The sequence below is a fragment of the Pseudomonas sp. FP1154 genome (genome assembly GCF_030687245.1).
Classification (GTDB): Bacteria; Pseudomonadota; Gammaproteobacteria; order Pseudomonadales; family Pseudomonadaceae; genus Aquipseudomonas; species Aquipseudomonas rhizophila.
This window is the reverse complement of sequence record NZ_CP117465.1, coordinates 152725-170473: the sequence shown is the minus strand read 5'-3', so window position 1 is coordinate 170473 and position 17749 is coordinate 152725. Positions and strand designations below refer to the sequence as shown.

16 protein-coding genes are annotated in these 17749 nt (G+C 60.3%); 3 read left to right on the top strand and 13 right to left on the bottom strand.

The annotated features are described in order from the left end of the window. Window positions 1–20: 20 nt before the first annotated feature. Window positions 21–1094, bottom strand: a complete 1074-nt coding sequence (locus PSH91_RS00805; protein WP_305467026.1) for a fatty acid desaturase — start codon at window positions 1092–1094, stop codon at window positions 21–23. 100 nt (window positions 1095–1194) lie between these two features. Between PSH91_RS00805 and PSH91_RS00800 the strand changes: the two genes are divergently transcribed. Further along, window positions 1195–2199, top strand: a complete 1005-nt coding sequence (locus PSH91_RS00800) for an AraC family transcriptional regulator (RefSeq protein ID WP_047230303.1) — start codon at window positions 1195–1197, stop codon at window positions 2197–2199. A 142-nt stretch (window positions 2200–2341) separates the two neighbouring features. Here PSH91_RS00800 and PSH91_RS00795 read toward each other — a convergent pair whose 3' ends face one another. Beyond that, window positions 2342–3028, bottom strand: coding sequence for a Crp/Fnr family transcriptional regulator (locus PSH91_RS00795; protein WP_305467024.1), 687 nt, complete (start codon window positions 3026–3028; stop codon window positions 2342–2344). An 87-nt stretch (window positions 3029–3115) separates the two neighbouring features. Here PSH91_RS00795 and PSH91_RS00790 point away from each other — a divergent pair, with 87 nt between their 5' ends. Further along, window positions 3116–3640 carry a DUF962 domain-containing protein gene (locus tag PSH91_RS00790; RefSeq protein WP_076383226.1) on the top strand — a complete coding sequence of 175 codons (525 nt, stop codon included), beginning with the start codon at window positions 3116–3118 and terminating at the stop codon, window positions 3638–3640. Between the two features lie 130 nt (window positions 3641–3770). On the opposite strand, the gene PSH91_RS00785 is transcribed toward PSH91_RS00790, so the two are convergent. From PSH91_RS00785 to dibA, 9 genes are all read right to left on the bottom strand, one after another. Further along, entirely contained in the window at window positions 3771–5993 is a 2223-nt protein-coding gene (locus PSH91_RS00785) for a GMC oxidoreductase (RefSeq protein ID WP_305467022.1), read from the bottom strand. Beyond that, window positions 5990–6502, bottom strand: a complete 513-nt coding sequence (locus PSH91_RS00780) for a sorbitol dehydrogenase (protein WP_076383224.1) — start codon at window positions 6500–6502, stop codon at window positions 5990–5992. Before PSH91_RS00780 ends, PSH91_RS00785 begins: the two co-directional genes overlap by 4 nt. Beyond that, complete coding sequence (locus PSH91_RS00775) at window positions 6492–7862, bottom strand: cytochrome C (RefSeq protein WP_305467021.1); 1371 nt, start codon at window positions 7860–7862, stop codon at window positions 6492–6494. Before PSH91_RS00775 ends, PSH91_RS00780 begins: the two co-directional genes overlap by 11 nt. Window positions 7863–8150: 288 nt before the next feature. Continuing rightward, complete coding sequence (locus PSH91_RS00770; RefSeq protein ID WP_047230309.1) at window positions 8151–9140, bottom strand: sulfate/molybdate ABC transporter ATP-binding protein; 990 nt, start codon at window positions 9138–9140, stop codon at window positions 8151–8153. A 3-nt stretch (window positions 9141–9143) separates the two neighbouring features. Then, window positions 9144–10013, bottom strand: coding sequence for a sulfate ABC transporter permease subunit CysW (gene cysW / locus PSH91_RS00765; RefSeq protein ID WP_107321447.1), 870 nt, complete (start codon window positions 10011–10013; stop codon window positions 9144–9146). A gap of 12 nt (window positions 10014–10025) precedes the next feature. After that, window positions 10026–10844 carry a sulfate ABC transporter permease subunit CysT gene (gene cysT / locus PSH91_RS00760; RefSeq protein WP_047230311.1) on the bottom strand — a complete coding sequence of 273 codons (819 nt, stop codon included), beginning with the start codon at window positions 10842–10844 and terminating at the stop codon, window positions 10026–10028. A 213-nt stretch (window positions 10845–11057) separates the two neighbouring features. After that, the gene (locus PSH91_RS00755) at window positions 11058–12071 is read right to left on the bottom strand and encodes a sulfate ABC transporter substrate-binding protein (protein WP_305467019.1); all 1014 of its coding nucleotides are present in this window, start codon (window positions 12069–12071) and stop codon (window positions 11058–11060) included. Between the two features lie 50 nt (window positions 12072–12121). Further along, window positions 12122–12304, bottom strand: a complete 183-nt coding sequence (gene oscA / locus PSH91_RS00750; protein ID WP_047230313.1) for a sulfur starvation response protein OscA — start codon at window positions 12302–12304, stop codon at window positions 12122–12124. A gap of 142 nt (window positions 12305–12446) precedes the next feature. Then, the gene (dibA, locus tag PSH91_RS00745; RefSeq protein ID WP_305467017.1) at window positions 12447–14354 is read right to left on the bottom strand and encodes a phosphodiesterase DibA; all 1908 of its coding nucleotides are present in this window, start codon (window positions 14352–14354) and stop codon (window positions 12447–12449) included. A gap of 146 nt (window positions 14355–14500) precedes the next feature. On the opposite strand from dibA, the gene desA reads away from it, so the two are divergent. Continuing rightward, window positions 14501–15685, top strand: coding sequence for a delta-9 fatty acid desaturase DesA (desA, locus tag PSH91_RS00740; RefSeq protein WP_076383221.1), 1185 nt, complete (start codon window positions 14501–14503; stop codon window positions 15683–15685). A gap of 221 nt (window positions 15686–15906) precedes the next feature. On the opposite strand, the gene PSH91_RS00735 is transcribed toward desA, so the two are convergent. Together PSH91_RS00735 and PSH91_RS00730 are read right to left on the bottom strand one after the other, a co-directional pair. Beyond that, window positions 15907–16488, bottom strand: a complete 582-nt coding sequence (locus PSH91_RS00735; protein ID WP_305467015.1) for a hypothetical protein — start codon at window positions 16486–16488, stop codon at window positions 15907–15909. 164 nt (window positions 16489–16652) lie between these two features. Then, window positions 16653–17654 (bottom strand): zinc-dependent alcohol dehydrogenase family protein, encoded by a 1002-nt coding sequence (locus PSH91_RS00730; RefSeq protein WP_305467013.1) that lies wholly within the window; start codon window positions 17652–17654, stop codon window positions 16653–16655. Window positions 17655–17749 lie beyond the last annotated feature (95 nt).

Sequence of the window (17749 nt, the reverse complement as noted above, 5' to 3'; positions counted from 1 at the left end):
ACTTCTCGAACCTGTTTGCGTCAAACCCGCACCGCATCCCCTTCCTCCCGCACCACACCCTCTTCCCGCACAAACCGGTTCGCCCGCCCAAACGTGCCGAAATCATTGAAACGCACGCCCATCTCACGCATCACTTTGTGGGCCACCGGCACCGTCATCTGGCGGATGTAGAACGGCTCTTTGACCACGAAATGATGGACCCCGTGGCTACTGCCGAAGTTGAAGCAGAACGCCTGCAATGGCCACAGCCACCAGGGGTTGAGCACCTGGGTTTGCTGGATGACATTGCCCGGCTCGATGTCGCCGTAGTAATGCATGTTCGAGCTGATGAAGTGCAGGCAAAAGGTGCGCAGCACGTTCGGGCCGATGATCACCACCGCTGCGATATCGATCACGTGCATCACTGCCAGCGTGGTCGGCGACCAATCAATCGACGTGCCAAGCAAATAGGCGACAGCGTTGGCCCCATGGAAACCGAGAAACACGTACCACGCGCCCCAGTGCAACAGCGTCAGCGGGAAATACACCTTCAGCGTGCGCTTGAGGATGCTGCGCTTGTGCGCCCAGGTCTTGGCCCGCAGCAGGCGAATGAAGGCCGACATCACGTTGTCGCCCACCATCAGCAAGCGCGCCAGCCCCCAGGGCTCGCCATTGGTAATGGCCCGCTCTTCCAGGTCGGCCTCGCTGCCGGACACTTTGTGATGATTGAGGTGCAAATGGCGGCGGATCCACGGGTTGATGGTGCTGGGCCGCGCCAGCCAGACCAGGCCCATCATCAGGTTGTGGGGTACGCGTTGCTTGCGAAAATACATGCTGTGGATCAGGTCGTGTTCCAGCTCGTGGGTCAGTGAAGCGAAAAAAGCGTTGAGCAGCAGGCATGCCCAACCGGCCAGGTGACCGTTGATGTAGAGCAGCGCCGAACCGACCATCCCGGCCAGGGCGAACGCCAGGATGCCCGCGCCCAACGCATCCTGATGACGCAGGATCGGGTAGCGCTGGCGCAGTTCTTCGCCTCGGGCCAAGACTACCTGGCGAATATGGGCCGATCGCTGTTGTGCATTCAATCGCTCGGGGCTTGCGCAAGTGCCGTGCATGGCTTACATCCTCTTCTATCGATGTGCTCATCCTGCCGGGCGATGCCCCCTAGGGTGGTAGCCGTAAACGCCAACCTGTTGACCGCAAGCGCCAATCGCCATGACTGAACCCACCTCCCTCGCCAGTTGGACCCGCGCCCTGCGCAAACAGCTTGATGCGTTGGGCCTGGACAGCCATGCCCTGTGCCTGGAGGCCGGGCTCGATCCGCAGTTGATGGACGACCCGAATGCCCGTTATCCGCTCTCGGCCACCACGCGCCTGTGGGAACTGGCCGTGCAGGCCAGCGGTGATCCGGCGATCGGCCTGCGGGTTTCGCGCTTCGTCAGTCCCACCACGTTCCACGCTCTGGGTTATGCCCTGGTGGCCAGCGGCAGTTTGCGAGAAGTGTTTGAGCGAATCGTGCGTTATCACCCGGTGGTCAGCGATGCGTTGATGCTGCAACTGAGCCGCTGCGAAGACCGATACCGCTTCACGCTCGACGTGCCCCAGGGCCGGGCGACGCCGGCCTTTGAAGCCATCGATGCGTTCGCCGCGATTTACGTGCGCACGTGTCGCAACCGACTGGGCCGCGATTACGCGCCGCTGGCGGTGTACTTGCGGCGCCCGGAACCGACGGACCCCGGCCCCTGGCATAAAGTGTTCCGTTCACCTGTGTATTTCGGCGCCGAGCAAGATTGCCTGGAATTCAGCCTCGTCGATTTCGACAGCCACCTGGACGACGCCAATCCGGAGCTGGCTGAACACAACGAGACGGTACTCAAGCGCACCCTCGCCCAGCTCCAGCCGCTGACCTGGGAGCGCAAGGTGCGAGCCGCTATCGAGGCCCAACTGCCCGAAGGCGAACCCAGCGCCGAGCGCATCGCCCAGGCCATGCACCTGAGCCTGCGCAGCCTGCAACGGCATTTGGCCGATGAAGGCTGCCGCTTCGACACGCTGCTTAACGAATGTCGGGAAAACCTGGCACTGCTGCACCTGCGCGACCCGCAGTGCTCACTGAGTGAAGTCGGTTATCTTCTGGGCTTTGCCGATGCCAGCAGCTTCAGCCGGGCGTTCAAGCGCTGGACCGGAATGACGCCGGGGCAGTTTCGGGATGGGTTGCGCTAGGGGTTTGCGTTGGCTGGGCCGGCCCTATCGCGAGCAGGCTCGCTCCCACATTGTCTTGAGGTGAACTCAACATTCAGGCCCGCCACCAACGCTGTGGGAGCGAGCCTGCTCGCGATAGCGGTGGATCAGTCGATACAGGCCTTCAGATCGTGGTCAATGCCCGCAACCGCTCGATATCCAGGATTTCAATCTCACCATAAGCCAACTGCACAATGCCCTGGGCCTGAAGGTCCTTGAGGATCTGGTTGGTGGTCTGGCGCGACAGTGAGAGCATGAGCGCCAGTTGCTCCTGGGGCAGTTGCAAGACCCGTCGCGCCGGTTCGATTTCGCCGTAGCCTTCGGCGATCATCAGCAGGCGATTGGCAACACGTACCGGGGCGGGCATCAGGCTCAGGTGTTCGAGATTGATGAAGGTCAGGCGCAGTTTGTGGCTCATCAGCCGCGCAATATCTCGCCAATAGACCGGATGTTCTTGCAGAAACGCCGTCAACGGCGCCTGAGGCAAGTGCAGCAAGGTGCACTGGCCCACGCTCACCGCGTCATGGGTGCGCGGCTGGCCATCGAACAGGCAGATTTCACCAAACCAGTGGGGGGCTTCCACCACACTGAGCAGCGCTTCCTTGCCCTGTTCGTTCACTGCGCCGATCCGTACCGCGCCCTCCAATACGGCGTACATCCCGCAGGGTGGGTCACCGCGCTGAAACAGCCGATGCCCCGGCACCAGGCGGCGCACCCGCGACATGCCCAACAGACTATTCTGTAACTCAGCGGGCAAGTGGCTGTACCAGTGACCGGCCAACAGGTGCGAGTGCCAGGGATGGGTATTCATGGAAACTCCGGGACAAGTGTCGGCTAACTGACAGAACGCCTCGTGGAACCCGGGCATCATGCAGGCATCACCTCAGGAGGAACAACAATGAAAAGCCTCGTTGATCATCTCAGTCAATACGCTGCCTACCACCGCGACCCACGCAACATCGCCACGCACTTCATCGGTATTCCGCTGATTTTCGTCGCCGTCGCCGTACTGCTGTCACGGCCGGGTTGGCCGGTGGGCGCGGTCCTGGTGTCGCCGGCGCTGCTGATAGCGGTAGCCAGTGCCTGGTTCTATCTACGCCTTGAGTTGCGCCTGGGGGTGCTGATGACGGTACTGCTGGCCCTGGCGCTATGGCTGGGCCAGGTGCTCGCCGCGCAAAGCACCTTGGTGTGGCTGGGCAGTGGCCTGGGGATGTTCGTGGTGGGCTGGGTGATCCAGTTCGTCGGTCACTATTACGAAGGCCGTAAACCGGCGTTCGTCGATGACCTCACCGGGTTGATTGTCGGGCCTCTGTTCGTGGTGGTGGAGGCGGGTTTCCTGCTGGGGCTTCGTAGCGAACTGAAGCGGGCCATTGAAGAACGCGCCGGGCCCGTGGCCTTGCGTCACCAACGCTCGGCCGTCTGAATCTGTGGGAGCAAGGCTTGCCCGCGAAGGCATCGCCTCGGTCTATCAAGCTACACCGAGGTGTTTGCATCGCGGGCAAGCCTTACTCCCACAAGCTCGCTCCCACAAGAGTCAGGCCTTACCGCTCAAGTTACAGCGCACCAAACTCGACCCGTATCGTCAGCGCGCCGGTGTTATCTTTCAAGCCAGACCCATGTTGCCCGGTCAGGTCATCGTTGATGCACAGTTGCAGTTCCCCTTGCTGGTCGCTGGGAACCTGCGCCAGATCACCCACCAGGAACGGCTTGCCACCATTGCCCACACGACCGATCAAGGCGCCTTCGGCCGCACCGGGCAAGGCATAGCTGCTGTAGTCGATATGCCGCGAACCACCGTTTCCATCGACATTGCCGCCCTGCGGACTCGCGCACCATAACCCACTGACGTAGCGAACCACGCGCGGTATCAACCCGTTGATCTGTACTCCAGTGCCCTGCCAGGCGATGTTGGATTGGACCTGCATGGTCACCGCCTTCAGGTCGTTGGCCACGGTGTCCCCGGCCTGGAACGACAGCGCCGCAATCGTCAGGCTCGGGTTCGAGGTGCCCGTGCTGGGGAACACGCCATCGCCCACCAGAAACAGGTTCTTGTGGTCCCAACTGCGCTGGTATTTGTCCACCACCGACTTGGCTGGATCATCGCCCATGCGATAGGTCCCCATCAGGTGTCCGGCGCCCTGGAAGCTGTAATCTTCGCCTTTGTAGTTGAAGGTTCCTTTGCCAATGGGTGCTGTCAGTTCCACGGCGCCGAGCAGGTCCTTGATGATGTGGCTCGCCAGTATCTTCGCCTGCCTGAAACCTTCCTTGGTGTAATCGGACAGGTCGTAGTGGATTTCCGGTCGAAGAATGCCGAGCCCGTCCGTGAGCTTGTCCGTCGAGGGCACGATGTAGCTATCGGACTGGTCGGGATGCGCCTCCACCTGCTCCACCAAAAAGCCGATCCGAAACTGGCGAATGAACAGGCCGTTGAGCCGTTGAATCAGCGCCGTGCCATAAAGCGCTTCAGTGGGCGGCGGCGGGTTCTCTTTCGATGGCAACGGGTTGGTGTGGCTATTGTTCGCCCCGTCGATAAAATCGGCCACGGTGACGTAAGGGTCGCCCACCGGCCAGTTCCAGCCCTCGTTACCGATTTCGATACGCCACGCCGCCCGCTGGCTGCGAAACTCGCCGTCACGCAGGCTCTCGATGCCCGCCGTGGACACCGGGCCACGATATGGGAAAACCGTCTTGCCTTCCGGCATCAGCCCCCACGCCAGGTAAATCGGATGGTCGGACAGGCTGCGTCCCACCTGCCCGCTGCTGTTGGCCACACCTTTGGGCCAGTCCGGGGTCTTGGAGTTGAGCAACAATTTAGGGGTTTCGATGGCATGGGCCGCGATCACGTAACGCTGCCCGATGGCCACACCGTTTCCCGTCTTCGGTCCCTCGCCAAGCTGATATTGAATGAATTCGATGCCATTGATGTTCTTGTCCGGGCCCACGGTCACTTTGCTGGCCACGGTCCGGTACATGACCCGGACGTTGCCGGTGGCCCGGGCCTTGTTCATGGTCACCGTGGCGTCGTACTTGGCCTGGATCGGGCAGATCGGCGTGCAGTTGGTATTGCCGGCACACACCCGGCGCCCGGCGTAGGGCTGGGAATTGCGCCCCGCCGGGGTCGGACTGACCACCAGCGGCAAGCCGTCGAACGTCTGCCCGGTCACGGCGCTGACAAAACTGCCGTCAACCAGTGACAGCGGAATGCTGTGCATCGGGAATGAATAGCCCTCGGGAAAGGTCATGCCCAGATAAGCCTGGTCGGCGACATTGGCCGACACACCGATTTCCGCCTCGGCCCGGCAATAGGCACTTTGCAAATCGTCGTAGCCGATCGGCCAGTCCACCCCGACGCCGTATTTGCTCTTCAGGCGAAAATCATTCGGCACCATGCGCAGGCACGTCCCGACCCAATGCCAGGTCGTCCCGCCGCCCACCCGTTCATAGGTGCTGTTGAAGGGCAACGGGCCTTTCTGCACCAGGTAACTGATTTCCGGTTTGTCCCAACCCAGGATCAGATCGGCGATGGTTGCCCGCGGGGCATTTTCCTTGGTCGGATCCCGCGGTGTGTCCAGGGTCGATACCGGAGGATAGGGCGACTCCGGGGTTTTCAGGGTCGCCGTGTAGAAGCGCTCCAGATACTGCGTACGATTGGCAGGGATCTCCGGGCCCGATTCGAGCACCAGCACATCCACGCCAGCCATGCCCAACTGATAGGCAATGATGCTACCGGCCAGGCCCGCACCAACGATGACCACCTCTGCTTGTTCGGTACTCATGACGAAGCTCCTTGCTGCGCGTTGGCGACTACCCCGGTGTAATCCTCAAGGCTGGGCGGCGTCGTGTTCCAGTAGCCGAAGAACATCTCGCTGTAGCCCATGGGATGAGCCTGGGCGGCTTTCCAGGCCCATCCATTGATATAAGCCTGGTCGGACACCACCGTCTGCTCATCCTTTTTGAAACTCGCCGCGTCATAGGGTTGGTACCAGACGCCCAGCAACCACAGCTTCATGATCGAACGCGCGGCTTTGGCGGTCTGCGTGTCGGCCGGTAGCGCTCCGTCCATCAATACCGCTTGGGCGATCTGATCCGGGGATTGATTGTCCCCCGCCAGGTTGGCGTATTGAGTCAGCAATGTACTGAGCACATCAGGCGTGATTCTTGGCGTGATGAATTCAAGAAACAGCGGAGGCAAACCCACCTGGTCGATCGCCGGTGCCAATCGCTCAGTGGAAATGCCAGTCAGGACCGATGAAAGGCCTACGAAATTTTCCAGTTCACTGCTCATGCTTGACTCCTTGTCCAGTCGTGGACTGCGCGCGTTCGAGCAAATAGGTGAAATCCGCGAAGCTGGTGCGCGGCGATTCGGTGACATGGGTAGCCGCATTGCCATGACACGCCATGCAACTGGAAGACGCTTGGGGCACGGTGCCCTGGATGTAGGTTTCCAGCGTGGCGTTGGCCAGGAACAACGGGGCAGGATTGCCCAGCGGGTTGGCGGCTGATATCTGACAGTTGGGCTGTGGTGCCGACGGCCACTGGGTACTGATCAATTGATAGTTCGCCCAGACGCTCTGTGGGTTGACTGTACGCAACAGGGCTTGATAGGTGGCGTTCAGGGTTTTGGTGGCTTCGGTCAGCGGTATCTCACGCACGATCTGCGAGGGTGTTGCCTTGACCGCCGGGTTCCATGGCCGGGGCGGCGGCTGGTTGATATCGCTTTGGCTGGCAGCGTTGTAGAACAGATAAGGTCCCACCCGTTGGGCCGGGGGGGTGGTCTGTTCGGGTACGTTTTTTACATGTTCAAAGGTCGACCAGACCCACTGCGCGGCGCTGTCGGTCTTGTGAACGATGTGCAGTCCCACCAACCCCACCGGTTCGGACTTGCACGACTCCCCGACAATGGGTCCTTTGCTCGGGTCGCTGTTTCCCGGTGTATAGACCAGCGCATCGACGGTGTGAAAATCCTGCGGACGATCATTGGCGCCCAGCACTTTCCACGATGCTTTCACCATCAGCGCGCCGACGTCCTGTGTCTTGGCCGAGCCGCAACTGAAAGCCACGGCGTTGGTCGGGTTTGCGGCAAAAAACTTCTGCTGGCCTTCGATGCTGTACAGACCATTGTCGACAATGGAATTGAACATCGATTGGTTGACCACGATTTCGTTGCGCGTATAGGCCCCGTTCTGATCCACCAGCGGACCGCTCTCGAAAGGCTGGATAAACTCATCCAGTACATCGGGCACCTTGCCCATCTGCTGCAACAGGCGCCCGGGGTTGAGCGACTTGCACGCTTCGGGAAGCGTCGCCGGCGCGTCCCAGGCCAACGGCGCCTGACCCTTGGCCCGGAAGATCTGGTAGCTCTCTTTCCAGCTTTCCCACACCGTTGCCCCATCCTGTTTGCCGATGGGGGTACCGGTATTGGGATTGCCGTTGTCCAGCGCCGGCCAGTTCAGGGCAATGAAGGTCTGCCATGACAGGTCATCGAAATCGCGCTGAAGGCTGGCCAGCGTGGGATGTTCCTCGACAACCGTGACATCGAAGGGTATCTGCGGTGACAACGAGGGGGTGGCGCTGACGGATGGGCTCAATAAAACGCTTAGCAAGGCACAGCCAAACGGGCCATGCCGACTGACTTCCATTCTCATGCTTTATCTCCTTGGCATCAGGGCGCCAGGAGATAACACCGGTCCGTCATTGGACTCTTACTGCCTCCTGGCAAGTCAGAGTCTAGGTAGGGTTTGGTTCAAGGCCAGGTGCAGAAGTAGAACCGATCGAAGCAAGGCCAAGCGGGGTTATTCGGATTCGGCTCGGGGTGTCAGTGAGGGCGCCATCGCGAGCAAGCTCGCTCCCACAGTGGATTTTCATAGGTACACAAATATTGTGTTCACTGAAGTTCTACTGTGGGAGCGAGCTTGCTCGCGATGCTTTTGATCCTAGAGGTTAGCGACTTTCTGCCAGACCTTCGGCTTGAAGAACAGCGTCTCGCCCTTCGCCAGGCCCACCAGACTGTCGTGGTCCTTCACCACTTCAGCTTCGATCAGCTCGCTCTGGCCTTCCACCTTCAGGGTCACCCGGGTGGTGGCGCCCAGCGGGCGAATGTCGCGCACTTCGGCGGCGTGGTGATCCTCCAGCTCCGAACGCGACAGCGAGACTTCATGGGGGCGGAACAGCACATGCCTATCCTCACCCAAGTGCAGGCGGTTCGAGTCGCCGAGGAAGTGATACACAAAGTCGCTGGCCGGGTTTTCGTAGACATCGCCCGGTGAGCCAATCTGCTCGATCACACCCTTGTTCATCACCACGATCCGATCCGCGACTTCCATGGCCTCTTCCTGATCGTGAGTCACGAACACCGAAGTCAAGTTGATGTCCTCGTGCAACCGTGCCAGCCAGCGCCGCAGTTCCTTGCGAACCTTGGCGTCGAGGGCGCCGAAGGGTTCGTCCAGCAGCAACACCTTGGGCTCCACCGCCAGGGCGCGGGCCAGGGCGATACGCTGGCGCTGGCCGCCGGAAAGCTGTTCGGGGTAACGGTCGGCGAGCCAGTCCAGTTGCACCATGTTCAACAACTCGTGGACCTTGGTCGCGATCTGGCTTTCGTTCGGGCGTTGGTTTTTGGGCTTCATGCGCAAGCCGAAGGCAACGTTGTCGAACACCGTCATGTGGCGGAACAGGGCATAGTGCTGGAATACGAAACCGACGTTGCGATCACGCACGTCGTGGCCGGAAACATCCTCGCCGTGGAACACGATGTTGCCCTGGTCCGGGGTTTCGAGGCCGGCGATGATCCGCAGCAAAGTGGTCTTGCCGCAACCCGACGGCCCCAGCAGGGCCACCAACTCGCCGCTCTGGATGTCCAGGCTGATATCGTCCAGGGCCTTGAAGGCGTGGAAATTCTTGCTGACGTTACGAACTTCGATCGACATGACTTATTCCTCCGCGGCGCTGGCGCGCAGGCGGTTGATTCGGTTTTCGCTCCACTGCTTGAGCAGCAGGATGAAGAGCGCCAGGATCAGCAACAGGCTCGCCACAGCGAACGCGGCCACGTGGTTGTATTCGTTGTAGAGGATCTCGACGTGCAAAGGCAGGGTGTTGGTGACCCCGCGAATGTGCCCGGACACCACCGATACCGCGCCGAATTCGCCCATGGCCCGGGCGGTACACAGCACCACGCCATAGATCAGCCCCCACTTGATGTTCGGCACGGTGACATGCCAGAACATCTGCCAGCCATTGGCACCCAACAGCCGCGCGGCTTCTTCTTCCTGGGTGCCCTGCTCCTGCATCAGCGGGATCAGCTCACGGGCCACGAACGGCACGGTGACGAAGATCGTCGCCAGCACGATGCCCGGCAGCGCAAACACAATCTGGATGTCGTGATCCGACAGCCACGGCCCGAACAGGCCCTGGGCACCGAACATCAGCACATAGACCAGGCCGGCGATCACCGGCGACACCGAGAACGGCAGGTCGATCAGGGTCACCAGCATGCTCTTGCCACGGAATGAATATTTGCTCACGCACCACGCGGCGCTGACCCCGAACACCAGGTTCAGCGGCACCGAGATCAGCACCGCGATCACCGTGAGCTTGAGCGCCGACAGGGCATCGGGTTCGAAGATTGCGGCAAAGAACGCCCCCAGGCCCAGCTTCAGCCCCTGGGAGACTACGATGAACAGCGGCAGCAGCAGGAACAGCGCAAAGATCAACCAGCCAAGACCGATCAGGACTCGCCGCGATGTTGCACTGCCGCGGCGGGCGGCGTTGGTGGAGGCCGCGTAAATAGACGATTGGGACATGTTCGCGCCTCCTTATGGGGTTTCGATGCGCCGCTGCAGCAGGTTGATCAGCAGCAACAGGACGAAGGAAACCACCAGCATCAGCACGCCGATGGAGGTGGCGCCGGTGTAGTCGTATTGGTCGAGCTTGACCATGATCAGCAGCGGCAGGATCTCGGTTTTCATCGGCATGTTGCCGGCGATGAAAATCACTGACCCGTACTCACCCACGCCACGGGCAAAAGCCAGGGCGAAGCCGGTCAACCAGGCCGGCAACAACGCCGGCACAAGGACGTGGCGGAACACCTGCCACGGCTTGGCACCGAGACAGGCGGCGGCCTCTTCGACTTCACGGGGGATATCGGCCAGCACCGGCTGCACCGTGCGCACCACGAACGGCAGCGTCACGAAGGTCAGCGCCAGGGTGATGCCCAGCGGGGTGTAGGCGATTTTGAAACCCAGGTCGGTGGCGAACTGGCCGACCAGGCCGGTCGGCGCATACAACGCCGTCAGTGCAATACCGGCCACGGCGGTGGGCAAGGCGAACGGCAGGTCGATCATCGCGTCGATGATCTTGCGACCGGGGAAGGTGTAGCGCACCAGCACCCAGGCCAACAGCGTACCGATCACACCGTTGATGATCGCCGCGCACAGAGCAGTGCCGAAGCTGAGCTTCAAGGCCGCCAGCACCCGTGGCGCCGAGATGATCGCCCAGAACTGTTCCCAGGTAAGTTGGGCGGCATGTACGAACATTGCCGCCAGTGGTATGAGCACAATCAGACTGAGGTACACCAGGGTGTAGCCCAGCGTCAGCCCGAAGCCGGGTATGACGGGGGATATGCGACGCGACATAAAGGTCCTTGGTTGAGAACGCGCAAAAACTGTGGCGAGGGGATTTATCCCCGTTGGGCTGCGAAGCAGCCCCAAAGCAGCCGACTCAATTCACCTGAGCATAAAGACATGCCAGATTCAGGGCCGCTTCGCGCCCCAACGGGGATAACTCCCCTCGCCACAGATTCAGTGTCCGGCCTTAGCTTGTAATCAGCTCATTCAGGCCTGCCCAGCTTACTGCGCCTGATAGATCTGGTCGAAAATGCCGCCATCGTTGAAGAATTTCGGCTGGGCGGTTTTCCAGCCACCGAAGTCCTTGTCGATGGTCACCAGGTCCAATTTCGGGAACTGCCGGGAGTACTTGGCGGCCACGTCCTTGTCACGTGGACGATAGAAGTTTTTCGCGGCGATTTCCTGGCCGGCCGGGCTGTACAGGTGCTTGAGGTAGGCTTCGGCGATCTCCAGGTTGCCCTTTTTCTCGGCATTCTTGTCCACTACCGCCACCGGCGGCTCGGCGAGGATCGACAACGACGGCACGACGATGTCGAACTTGTCCGCGCCGCCGTCTTCTTTCAGCGCCAGGAAAGCTTCGTTTTCCCAGGCCAGCAACACGTCGCCCTGACCGTTGTTGACGAAGGTAATGGTCGAGCCACGGGCGCCGGTATCGAGGATCGGCACATGCTTGAACAGTGCTTGTACGTATTGCTTGGCCTTGGCTTCGTCACCACCGTTGGCCTTGAGGCCATAGGCCCAGGCGGCGAGGAAGTTCCAGCGAGCACCGCCGGAGGTCTTCGGGTTCGGGGTGATGACCGACACGTCATCCTTGATCAGATCGTCCCAGTCCTTGATGCCTTTGGGATTGCCTTTACGCACCAGGAAAACGATGGTCGAGGTGTACGGTGTGCTGGCTTCCGGCAGACGTGTTTGCCAATCCGCCGGCAGGGACTTGCCCAGCTTGGCGATTTCGTCGATGTCGCCAGCCAGAGCCAGGGTCACCACGTCAGCCCGCAGGCCATCGATCACCGCCCGACCCTGCTTGCCCGAGCCACCGTGAGATTGCTGGATCTTCACGCTATCGTCCGGGTGCGCTTTCTTCCAGAAACTGGCGAACTCGGCGTTGTAATCCTGGTACAGCTCGCGAGTCGGGTCGTAGGACACGTTAAGCAACTCGTAATCCTTGGCAAAAGCGGAACCTGCAAAAACAGCGCTGGCCAAGACGGCCAAGGCATAAAGGCGAATTGACGGCATGGTGAAAACTCCTGGAATTCCGGTTTTTTATGTTTGTGAGGTGTTGGTCTTCAACCCGGTTTGTGGCTCGGCTGCTGCAACCGGAATTTTTCCTTGCGCTCGATCTGGACGACTTGCGCGTTGTGCACGGTGATTTCCACCGCGCCAAAACGAAGGTCCCGTAAGGCATTGAGGATCTCGCGCAACAGAGTTGCTTCGTCCTGACCGTCAACGCTGCGTAGAGATGCGCTCATGCTATTGCTCCTTGAATGCCTGGAAGTGGGCGGCACCGTTTGTGGCGTAGGAGCAATATTAGATAGGCTTAGATATTCTTAAAAAGACTATTTAAGAATTTTTATATAACCAAAAACACAAGCAGCCGATGTGCAAAGGCAATTAATTGATTGCGGGCGCGCGAGCCCAATCCAGCTGGTGCGCGGCAACGGCTCGCCCGAACCAGTAGCCCTGCCCCATCCCACAGGCATGTTCCAGCAGAAACGCTGCCTGCTCGCGCTGCTCGATGCCTTCGGCTTGCACTTGCATACCCATGCTGCGGGCCAGGGCGATGATTACCTGGACAATCGCTGCGTCGTCCTCATCCCACGGCAACCCGGCAACAAAGCCCTGATCAATCTTGAGCTTCTGGACAGGCAGGCGTTTGAGTCGCAGCAACGACGAATAACCGGTACCAAAATCATCGATAGCCAGTCGCACCCCCAATTCCCGCAGACGGTGCATTTGCTCCAGGGCCACTTCCGGATCGTCCATCACCGCGCTTTCGGTCACTTCCAACTCCAGACAGGCCGGGTCCAGGCCTGAAACGTGCAGCACCCGCGCGACCTGTTCGTACAACTCGCGACGGGCGAACAGCCGACTGGAAACGTTGACCGCGACAAACGATAACGCCACCCCGGCCTCCTGCCATTGACGCATTTGTCGACAGGCCTGCTCCATGACCCAGGCATCGATTTGGGCGATCAGCCCGGTGCGCTCGGCGATGGGAATGAACTCGGCCGGCGAAACCAGCCCGCGCTCGGGATGTTCCCAGCGTACCAAAGCCTCGACACCGATCAGGCGGCTGGTCGCCAGATCGTGTACCGGTTGGTAATGAACCCGCAGCTCCTGCTGCTGGAGCGCGCGTCGCAGTTCGAAGGCGATCTCGACCCGTTGTTGGGCATGAGCGGTGAGTTCTTCGGTATACAGGGCGTAGCCATCGCGCCCGGCACTCTTAGCCTTGAACAACGCGGAGTCGGCATTGCGCAGCAGTTGCCCCGCGCTGAGGGCATCCCCGGGAAACAGGCTGATGCCCACGCTGGCATTGATGAACAAGAGCTGGTTTTCGAGGCGCAACGGTTCTTTCAGGGCATCGATAATGCGCTGGGCCAGCACCGCCGCCTGCGCCGGCTGCGAGCAATTTTCCACCAGCACCGCAAACTCGTCGCCCCCCAGCCGGGCCAAGGTCACGCCTGGCGCAAACAACCCCCGGAATCGCTCCGCCACGCTCTTGAGCAATTGATCGCCAACGTGATGCCCCAGGCTGTCGTTGATGTTCTTGAAATGGTCCAGGTCCACCAGCAACAAGGCGCAGCCGCGTTTGTGCAACTGCGACGACGCCAGCGCCTGCTCGGCGCGATCGGAAAACAGCAGGCGATTGGGCAGACCGGTCAGCGGATCGTGGTGGGCCAGGTACGCCAGTTCGTGCTCCGAATCCTTGATCGCGCTGATGTCCGAAAACACCGCGACGTAATGGCTGACCTGACCGTTATCGTCGCGAACGACGCGGATCGTTTGCCATTGCGGGTAGATCTCACCGCTTTTACGTCGGTTCCAGATCTCGCCGCTCCACTCGCCACGGCTGCCCAGGGACGCAAACATCTCCTGGTAGAAATCCGCCCCATGACGGCCAGACTTGAACAGGTTGGGCCGCCGGCCCAACACCTCATCCCGGGCATACCCTGTAATCGTCATGAAGGCGCGATTGACGTGCACGATCAGGCCGTTCGGGTCCGTCACCAACACCCCTTCGCGCGTGCAATCGAAGACGGCGGCGGCCTGGCGCAAACGTTCGCCGTCGGCACGGTGTTCACCTTTTCCGAAAAGCCGGGATATCCGCACACCCGCCAGGAAAACCAATCCGGCGCTGACCAGGACCCAGGCATATCCGTTGATCAACTGCCAGCGAAGCTGATCGGCAGATTGATCGAAAAAGCTGCTCAATAAATAACCAACCAGCTGCAGCCAGACGACCGACAGCACGAGATAAAGCAGCGCTCCACGCATGGCGCTGCGGTGATAGACGGTCATTCGGCGATCCATGTCCCCACAAAGAGGTGGGAATTATAGAGTAAGAAACATCCTGCCACTGTTATCTGAAAGGCCGACTGGTTTTATCTGTGCGGCAGGTGATAATGCAACGGCTGTTTCTATCTTTATCGAGGGCCCTATAGCCTATGTGGTACGAAGGTTTTCTTGGCTTGTCGCCCTGGTCACTGGTGGCAGTCACCCTGCTGATGACCCATGTCACGATCATTGGCGTCACGGTCTACCTGCACCGTTATTCGGCTCATCGCTCCCTGGAGCTCAACGCCGGCCTCAAACATTTCTTCCGCTTCTGGCTGTGGTTGACCACGGCGCAGAACACCCGCGAGTGGACCGCTATCCACCGCAAGCACCACGCCAAATGCGAAACCGTCGATGATCCCCACAGCCCGGTGATCAAAGGCCTGTCCACCGTGCTGCGCAAAGGCGCCGAACTCTATCGCGCCGAAGCGGAAAACCCCGAAACCCTGCGCATCTACGGCAAGAACTGCCCTGATGACTGGATCGAGCGTAATCTCTACAGCCGCTTCCCACTCATGGGCGTGGCGATCATGGGCGTCATCGACCTGCTGCTGTTCGGCACCATCGGCATCACCATCTGGGCCATCCAGATGATGTGGATTCCGGTCTGGGCCGCGGGCGTGGTCAATGGCCTGGGTCATGCCGTGGGCTACCGCAACTTCGAATGCCGCGACGCGGCGACCAACCTGGTGCCCTGGGGCATCCTGATCGGTGGCGAAGAACTGCACAACAATCACCATACCTACCCCAATTCGGCCAAGCTGTCGGTACGCAAATGGGAGTTCGACCTGGGCTGGGCCTGGATCCAGGTATTCAGTTTCCTGCGCCTGGCCAAGGTCCAGCGCGTCGCGCCGATCGCCCACCGTGTCGAGGGCAAGGGGCATCTGGACATGGACACCGCCATGGCGATCCTCAACAACCGTTTCCAGATCATGGCCCAGTACCGCAGGCTGGTCATCGCGCCGCTGGTCAAGCAGGAACTGGAAAAGGTCGATCACTCGGTCCGCCACCAATTCCACCGGGCCAAACGCCTGTTATCGCGGGAAACCAGCCTGCTGGATGAGCGTCACCACGCGCGCATCCAGAGCATGTTGGAACACAGTCAGGCGTTGAAGGTGATCTACGAAAAACGCCTGGCCTTGCAGCAGATTTGGGCCAAGACCAGCAGCAACGGCCACGACATGCTCGCGGCCATCAAGGAATGGATCCACGAAGCCGAGGCCAGCGGTATCCAGTCCCTGCGCGACTTCGCTGACCAGCTCAAGACCTACTCGCTACGGCCTGCAACGGCCTGATAAGCAACCCCGCCAGCCGGCGGAATGCTGTTCACTTAAAAAGATGGCGCTTCTCCTTGAGTGGGGAAGCGCCTTTTTTTGGGGGCCTTGTGATTGAGCAGACGTCGCACATTGGCATAGCTGCCGGGACAGCCATAAATGAATGATCCGTTCACAGGGTCAGACGCGAGGCACTTGTGGTTCGGGTTAACGACCACGAGATTTTTAATATGCGAGCATGCCTAACGGGACGGAATGGCCCGAAGGTCGTCGGCGATAAAGCCGCTCAAGTGGCCGGTGTAGAAGCCTTCGACATCCGAGTTACCTCTGTTGGTCAGAGCGCCCACCATGCTTCTCATGTTCTGAAATTGCCCGATCGCGCCGCCCGGCATCAGCCCCTGACGGGCCTGGGCAAAGTGCAAGACCTCGGCGCCGGCCTTCTTCACCTTGACCTGATAGCTGAAATCGACACTGGCGAGGAACGTGCCATCGGCAACGATTTTGCTCATGAAGCCGCCTTGGGTGTCTTGAATACGTCGCGCGTAGACGCTGTTGACGTCCAGCAGATAGTCGGCAGCTTCCTTGCTGGAGGCATAGCGATTGTCCTCGAGCAGGCGGCCGATCAGGTCGGTGTGCAATTGCTCACGGACCTTTTCGTCAGACAAAAAGCGATCGTTCTTGCCTACGACTTCAACGTCGAAGGTGTCGATCCAGAAGGTGGCGGTTTTGGGAATCGTTACCGGAGTGGCGGAGACATAGTAATCGGGTTTGGAGGCACAGCCCGCCATAAGGCAGAGGGCCAGGAATATGGCAAAAACGCGCATGTCTGAATTCGTCCCTGAAAAGTAGTGGCATAGTGACAGCTTCATTCTACGGAGTTTGGACGGGTTCTCAAGTTTTGGCGGCAGCGGATGGCGGCAAAACCCCGGCAGTTGCAGACCGGGGCGATTTTATGGGTGCGGCTTCCGGATAACAGTTGCAGACCGCGTCACTCCCCCGCCATCTCTACCACCGTCTTCCCTTGCCCACGTCCCTGCGCTACTTGCGCAAACGCCTCATTCACGTCTCCCAGGCCAAACCGATGTGGGTCTACCTTGATGCGCAGTACCCCGGCCTCAACCAAAGCCGCCGCTTCGCGCAATATCCGACCATGGTGCTCGCGCCCCTTGCCGGTCAGCAACGGCATCAAGGTAAACACCCCGGAATAACTCGCCCCCTTGAACGACAACGGTGCCAGGCTGTGTTGTCCCCAGCCGAGACAACTGAGTACGTGGCCGGTATAGGTTTTCACTGCGTTGAAGGACGCATCCAGTGTCGAGCCGCCGACGGTGTCGTAGACGATGTCGAAGCCTTCGCCGCCGGTGTGCTGGCGCACGTAACTGTCGGTGTCCTGCGCCCGGTAGTCGATAGGGGTCGCGCCCAGTTCACGGATGAAATCCAGGCTGGTGGCCGAGCCGGTGGCATAGACCTCGGCGCCGCGGGCCTTGGCAATTTGCACGGCCATTTGACCGACGCCGCCCGCGCCGCCGTGGATCAGCACTTGTTGGCCGGCCCGAACATTGGCCCGGTCTACCAACCCTTCCCAGGCGGTGATGAAGACCAATGGCAAGGCTGCCGCTTCGCGCATGCTCAACGAACCGGGCTTGAGCGCAATCAGGTGAGCATCGACGGCAATGTATTCGGCCAGCGCACCCTGGGTGCCGCCGATGCCGCCGGCCATGCCGAACACGTCATCGCCGGGGGCGAAATCGTGCACGCCCTCTCCCAGCTCAACGACTGTTCCGGCCAGATCGATACCCAGTACGGCGGGCAGCGGCTGGCGGGCATGAGCGCCGCCACCTGCCGCGATCTTGGTATCCAGAGGATTGATCCCTGCGGCGTGAACCCTGATCAATACCTGTCCTTTGCCGGGAACAGGCCGGGGGATGTGGCGAACGACCAGCGGAGCCTGAGCGGTTTGGGCATTGACGGCGAACATGGTGTTGTTCATGACGGTAAACCTCCAATGAGTGGGTGAGTACATGTTGCGGCCGTCGACGCATTCCGATAAGTAAGCAACTATGGATAGGATTTATTCCAACCAGA

Excerpts from the sequence above, each read along its gene's own strand:
- PSH91_RS00805 (WP_305467026.1), bottom strand. The coding sequence starts at position 1,094 with ATGCACGGCACTTGCGCAAGCCCCGAGCGATTGAATGCACAACAGCGA.
- PSH91_RS00800 (WP_047230303.1), top strand. The coding sequence starts at position 1,195 with ATGACTGAACCCACCTCCCTCGCCAGTTGGACCCGCGCCCTGCGCAAA.
- PSH91_RS00795 (WP_305467024.1), bottom strand. The coding sequence starts at position 3,028 with ATGAATACCCATCCCTGGCACTCGCACCTGTTGGCCGGTCACTGGTAC.
- PSH91_RS00790 (WP_076383226.1), top strand. The coding sequence starts at position 3,116 with ATGAAAAGCCTCGTTGATCATCTCAGTCAATACGCTGCCTACCACCGC.
- PSH91_RS00785 (WP_305467022.1), bottom strand. The coding sequence starts at position 5,993 with ATGAGTACCGAACAAGCAGAGGTGGTCATCGTTGGTGCGGGCCTGGCC.
- PSH91_RS00780 (WP_076383224.1), bottom strand. The coding sequence starts at position 6,502 with ATGAGCAGTGAACTGGAAAATTTCGTAGGCCTTTCATCGGTCCTGACT.
- PSH91_RS00775 (WP_305467021.1), bottom strand. The coding sequence starts at position 7,862 with ATGAGAATGGAAGTCAGTCGGCATGGCCCGTTTGGCTGTGCCTTGCTA.
- PSH91_RS00770 (WP_047230309.1), bottom strand. The coding sequence starts at position 9,140 with ATGTCGATCGAAGTTCGTAACGTCAGCAAGAATTTCCACGCCTTCAAG.
- cysW (WP_107321447.1), bottom strand. The coding sequence starts at position 10,013 with ATGTCCCAATCGTCTATTTACGCGGCCTCCACCAACGCCGCCCGCCGC.
- cysT (WP_047230311.1), bottom strand. The coding sequence starts at position 10,844 with ATGTCGCGTCGCATATCCCCCGTCATACCCGGCTTCGGGCTGACGCTG.
- PSH91_RS00755 (WP_305467019.1), bottom strand. The coding sequence starts at position 12,071 with ATGCCGTCAATTCGCCTTTATGCCTTGGCCGTCTTGGCCAGCGCTGTT.
- oscA (WP_047230313.1), bottom strand. The coding sequence starts at position 12,304 with ATGAGCGCATCTCTACGCAGCGTTGACGGTCAGGACGAAGCAACTCTG.
- dibA (WP_305467017.1), bottom strand. The coding sequence starts at position 14,354 with ATGACCGTCTATCACCGCAGCGCCATGCGTGGAGCGCTGCTTTATCTC.
- desA (WP_076383221.1), top strand. The coding sequence starts at position 14,501 with ATGTGGTACGAAGGTTTTCTTGGCTTGTCGCCCTGGTCACTGGTGGCA.
- PSH91_RS00735 (WP_305467015.1), bottom strand. The coding sequence starts at position 16,488 with ATGCGCGTTTTTGCCATATTCCTGGCCCTCTGCCTTATGGCGGGCTGT.
- PSH91_RS00730 (WP_305467013.1), bottom strand. The coding sequence starts at position 17,654 with ATGAACAACACCATGTTCGCCGTCAATGCCCAAACCGCTCAGGCTCCG.